Consider the following 4,608-nt stretch of genomic DNA (forward strand, 5'->3'; position numbering starts at 1 on the left):
GGGGGGGCCCCCCGGCCGGCGGGGGGCGGGCCGCCCGGGGGGGCGCGCCCCGCGCCCCGTTCCGGCCGGCCCCGCCCGCCCGGACCGGGGCGGTCAGAAACCGCCCGGCAGGGGCGGCGTCGCCGGCCGGGCCGGCCGCCGACGACCACCCCGCCAGCCACCCCGCCGCTCGGCCGCCAGCCGGCTCTGCCGGCGACCGCTCTCGTACGCCAGCTCCCGCTGGAGCCGACGCCAGCTCTCGAAGCGCCGGCCCGGCAACTCCCCGGTCTCCACCGCCTCGCGCACCGCACAGGCCGGCTCGGCGGTGTGCCCGCAGTCGGCGTACCGGCAGCCGGTGGCCAGCTCGGCGATGTCGGTGAACGCCCGGTCCAGCCCGGAGTGCCCGTCGAGCAGCCCCACCGCCCGGACCCCCGGGGTGTCCAGCACCGCGCCGCCGCCGGGCACCGGCACCAGCGCCCGCCAGGTGGTGGTGTGCCGCCCCTTGCCGTCGACCCGCCGGATCGCCTGGGTGGGCATGACCTCCGCCCCCACCAGGGCGTTGACCAGGCTCGACTTGCCCGCCCCGGACGGGCCGAGCAGGGCCAGCGTGCGCCCCGCCGCGACCAGCGGACGCAGCGGCGTCAGGCCGGTCCCCCGCTCGGCGCTGACGGGCAGCACCGGCACCCCGGGGGCGAGGGCGGCGAGCTGCCGGGCCACCGCCTGCGGATCGGCGGCCAGGTCGGCCTTGGTGAGCACCACCAGCGGGGTGGCCCCGGACTCGTGGGCCAACGCGAGCAGCCGTTCGATCCGGGCGGCGTCCGGCTCCGGGTGCACCGGCTCGATCACCGCGGCGGTGTCGAGGTTGGCGGCGAGCACCTGGCCGCTGGCGTCCTTGCCGGCGGTGCGGCGGACCAGCGCGGTCCGCCGGGGCAGCACCGCGTCGACGGTCACCGGGCCGTCCGGCCAGCGGGCCAGCAGCACCCAGTCACCGGCGCACGGCAGGGCGGTCAGGTCACGGGCGGCGGCGGCCAGCACCGCCGGGCCCAGGCTGGCCCGGACCGGTCCGTCCGCGGCGAGCACCGTGCACACCCCCCGGTCGACCCGGGCCACCCGGCCGGGCCGGCGGTCCGGGCGCCGCCGCGCGTACGCCGCCCGCTCGGCGTCCAGGCCGAGGGCGGTCAGATCGATGGTCATGTCATCCTCACCGAGGTCGGAACTGGTCGTGGCCGAACACGCGTCCTGCGACCGGCATGATCACCACCCCCGTCCGTCGTCCCGGTACCGCGTCGTAGCCCGACGGTAGGCGTCGCACCGACGCGCCGAAAGCGAATTCCCCGGCGGCGCAACGCTGTCCGGACCGTTAGGGTCGTGGCGTGACGACGGATCCACTGATGTTTACCGGTGAGGTGGCCGACTCGGCCGCCCGCCTGCTGGACACCGCCACCGTGCTGGACACGGCGGCCGTCGCGGCCCCCAGCCTGTTGCCCGGCTGGACCCGGGGCCACGTGCTCACCCACCTGGCACGCAACGCCGACGGGTTCGTCAACCTGCTCACCGCCGCCCGCACCGGGCAGGACATTCCGATGTACGCAAGCGCCGCGGCCCGCGACGCCGACATCGCCGCCGGTGCCGGCCGGCCGCCCGCCGAGCTGCTGGCCGACCTGCGCCGCAGCACCGACCGGTTCGCCGAGGCGGTGGCCGCGATGACGGCGTCGGCGTGGAGCGCCACCGTGCAGACCCGACGCGGCCCGTGGCCGGCCGCCCTGGTGCTCTGGGGCCGGTGGCGCGAGTTGGAGGTGCACCACGTCGACCTGGCCACCGGCTACCGGCCGGTGGACTGGCCGGCCGCGTTCGCCCCGCACCTGCTGCACGAGGTGGCCGGTGGGCTCGCCGAGCGGCCCGACGCGCCCGCGCTGGTGCTGCGGCCCACCGACGGCAACCGGCCGGAACTGGTGCTGGGTGACGCGCAGGACGCCCCGCAGGTCGCCGGCAGTTGCGCCGCGCTGGCCGCCTGGTTGATCGGCCGCAGCAGCGGCGACGGGTTGACCGTCACCCCCGACGGTGCCCTGCCGACCCCACCGGAATGGATATAGACCGCGTATGAGCTACACCGGAGACGTCACCCACGGCGGCCCACCCGCCGTGCGGGAACTGGACCGGCTCACCGTCACCAAGATGTCGGTCGGCCCGATGGACAACAACGCCTATCTGCTGCGCTGCCGTGACACGGGCGCGCAGGTGCTCGTCGACGCCGCGAACGAGGCGCCCCGGCTACTCGACCTGATCGGCGACGCCGGGCTGACCTCGGTGGTCACCACCCACCGGCACATGGACCACTGGGTCGCCCTGGAGGAGGTCGTGGCCTCGACCGGCGCGTCCGCCCTGGTGCACGCCGACGACGCCGAGGGGCTGCCGATCGCGGCACAGACCCTGGCCGAGGGCGACACCGTCGCGGTGGGTGACCAGACGCTGGAGGTGATCCACATCAAGGGGCACACCCCGGGGTCGATCGCGCTGCTCTACCGCGACCCGGCCGGCACCCCGCACCTGTTCACCGGCGATTCGCTGTTCCCCGGTGGGGTGGGCAACACCGACCGGGACCCGGAGCGGTTCGGCCAGCTCATCGACGACGTCGAGCACAAGCTGTTCGGCCGGCTGCCCGACGAGACCTGGTTCTACCCGGGGCACGGCGCGGACAGCACGCTCGGCGCGGAACGGGCGTCGCTGCCGCAGTGGCGGGCGCGCGGCTGGTGAGCCGCTGACGGGCCGGCGCTGACCGCCCGGCGTCGGTCAGCCCGGCTGGCCGACGCCGGTCACCGCGCGCAGCCGACGCCTGGTGCCCAGCAGCACCAGGCCGGCCAGCAGCAGGCCGACGGCCATGGTGACCAGCAGCGGGTTGCCGGGCAGCAGCCCGGCCAGTGCCCGCGACGCCGCGCCCAGGGCCAGGTAGAGGCCGGCCCACGCCGCCGCGCCGAACGCGGCGCAGACGACGAACCGGCGGTACGACATCCGCAGGCTCCCGGCCGCCAACGGCAGCAGCGTGTTGAACACCGGCAGGAAGGGTGCGACGAGCACCATCCGCCCACCGCCGGAGCGCAGCAGCTGCTCGGCGGCCGACCAGCGGCCCTCACCGATCCAGTCGCCGACCCGGCTGTGCCGCAGCCGCTCGCCGAAGATCCGCCCGGCGAGGAAGCTCAGCGACCAGCCGGTGAGGCAGCCGGCGACCACGGCGACGACGGTCGCCACCCCGGCGACCGGTCGACCCACCCCCACCGCCGCGAGGATCGCCACGTCGCCGGGGACGAGCACCCCGAGCAGCGGTACGGCGTCGGCGAGCATCACCAGCCCGAGTGCCGCCATCAACAGGGCGGTCGGTAGGTCTCCGAGCTGGGCCAATTCGTCGAGCACGAGATGACGCTACGGCCACCGGGCCTCCCGGCGCATCGGGTCGCGACCCTGATCACTCCCCGACTTTCCCTACGGGCTTCCCCCGGGCCGCGCGACGGCGTGGCCCGGGGGCCTCCCGGCAGGGTGGTTCAGCGGGGGCGGAGCACCTGGACCCGACGGACCGGGGAGTCGACGGAGGGTTCGGTGGTCGGCACCGGGTAGCTGGCCACCACCTCCAGCACGTCCGGCGGCAGGTGTCCCCGGTCCGGGTCGCCGACCAGCACCTGCGCCCCGCCGTCGGCGGCCCGCCGCAGGTACGGCAGGACCCGTACGGCGAGGTCCCGGTCGTAGAGGACGTCCCCGGCGACCAGCAGGTCGGCCTGGGTGCCGTCGTCGTCGAGCAGGTCCTGGTGGCTGGCCTGCACGTCGACCCGGTTGGCCCGCGCGTTGACGGTGACCGCCGCCACCGCGTAGGGGTCGACGTCGTTGGCGACGACCTGACGGGCACCGGCCAGGGCGGCGGCGATGGCGACGAGCCCGGAGCCGGCGGCCAGGTCGAGCACCCGGCGGCCGGCGGCGAGGTCGGGATGGTCGAGCAGGTGGCGGGCGAGGGCCTGCCCGCCGGCCCAGGCCGACGCCCAGAACGGCGGGGGCAGGGTGTGCCCGGCACTGGCCTCCATCCGGGCCCACCAGACGATCGCGTCCTCGGCGAGGTGCAGCCGCACCTCGGGCACGAAGGGGGTGGGCACCAGCCGCAGCCGGTCCAGTCCGTCGCCCGGCGCGTCGATCTCGCGTTCCAGCTCGGTCAACGCGTCGACGCGCGGTCGGTTCACCGGTCGAGTGTGCCGCAACGGGCCTCCCGCCGGGCGGCATTCCGGCGACCTGCGAGTTTCCGTCCGCATCCTGCGGCTTTTCAGCCGGCAAAAACCGCCTCGGCCGGCTACTGTCGGGGCAGTACAGGGCGATCATCCGCCGCAGCGGCGGGATCACCCGTTGTAAACAGGGAGAGATGCATGGCAACCGGCACGGTCAAGTGGTTCAACTCGGAAAAGGGCTTCGGCTTCATCGAGCAGGACGGCGGAGGCCCCGACGTCTTCGTTCACTACTCGGCGATCGCCACCAGCGGCTACCGGGAACTGCAGGAGGCCCAGAAGGTCGAGTTCGATGTGACCCAGGGGCAGAAGGGTCCGCAGGCGGAGACCGTCCGCCCGCTGTAAGTCTCCGTGCCGGTGGCGGGGGGCC

Annotated in this window: 6 protein-coding genes; 3 read left to right on the forward strand and 3 right to left on the reverse strand. The window is 75.6% G+C overall.

Annotation, left to right across the window (positions count from 1 at the left end; all coding sequences use genetic code 11):
* Positions 1 to 93: 93 nt before the first annotated feature.
* The gene (gene rsgA / locus ACOJTC_RS13740) at positions 94 to 1,173 is read right to left on the reverse strand and encodes a ribosome small subunit-dependent GTPase A (RefSeq protein WP_420117143.1); all 1,080 of its coding nucleotides are present in this window, start codon (positions 1,171 to 1,173) and stop codon (positions 94 to 96) included.
* A gap of 179 nt (positions 1,174 to 1,352) precedes the next feature.
* Here rsgA and ACOJTC_RS13745 point away from each other — a divergent pair, with 179 nt between their 5' ends.
* The gene (locus ACOJTC_RS13745; RefSeq protein WP_420117144.1) at positions 1,353 to 2,072 is read left to right on the forward strand and encodes a maleylpyruvate isomerase family mycothiol-dependent enzyme; all 720 of its coding nucleotides are present in this window, start codon (positions 1,353 to 1,355) and stop codon (positions 2,070 to 2,072) included.
* 7 nt (positions 2,073 to 2,079) lie between these two features.
* Positions 2,080 to 2,733 (forward strand): MBL fold metallo-hydrolase, encoded by a 654-nt coding sequence (locus ACOJTC_RS13750; RefSeq protein WP_377686986.1) that lies wholly within the window; start codon positions 2,080 to 2,082, stop codon positions 2,731 to 2,733.
* 36 nt (positions 2,734 to 2,769) lie between these two features.
* Here the strand turns inward: ACOJTC_RS13750 and ACOJTC_RS13755 are convergent, their stop codons facing one another.
* Both ACOJTC_RS13755 and ACOJTC_RS13760 read right to left on the reverse strand, forming a co-directional pair.
* A complete protein-coding gene (locus ACOJTC_RS13755) occupies positions 2,770 to 3,387 on the reverse strand; it encodes a DedA family protein (protein ID WP_204926073.1) in 618 nt (205 codons plus the stop codon).
* Positions 3,388 to 3,515: 128 nt separating this feature from the next.
* Positions 3,516 to 4,199 carry a class I SAM-dependent methyltransferase gene (locus tag ACOJTC_RS13760; RefSeq protein WP_357935935.1) on the reverse strand — a complete coding sequence of 228 codons (684 nt, stop codon included), beginning with the start codon at positions 4,197 to 4,199 and terminating at the stop codon, positions 3,516 to 3,518.
* Positions 4,200 to 4,379: 180 nt separating this feature from the next.
* Here ACOJTC_RS13760 and ACOJTC_RS13765 point away from each other — a divergent pair, with 180 nt between their 5' ends.
* Entirely contained in the window at positions 4,380 to 4,583 is a 204-nt protein-coding gene (locus ACOJTC_RS13765; RefSeq protein WP_420117145.1) for a cold-shock protein, read from the forward strand.
* Positions 4,584 to 4,608: the final 25 nt, after the last annotated feature.

Source organism: Micromonospora sp., assembly GCF_048594385.1.
Classification (GTDB): domain Bacteria; phylum Actinomycetota; class Actinomycetes; order Mycobacteriales; family Micromonosporaceae; genus Micromonospora; species Micromonospora wenchangensis.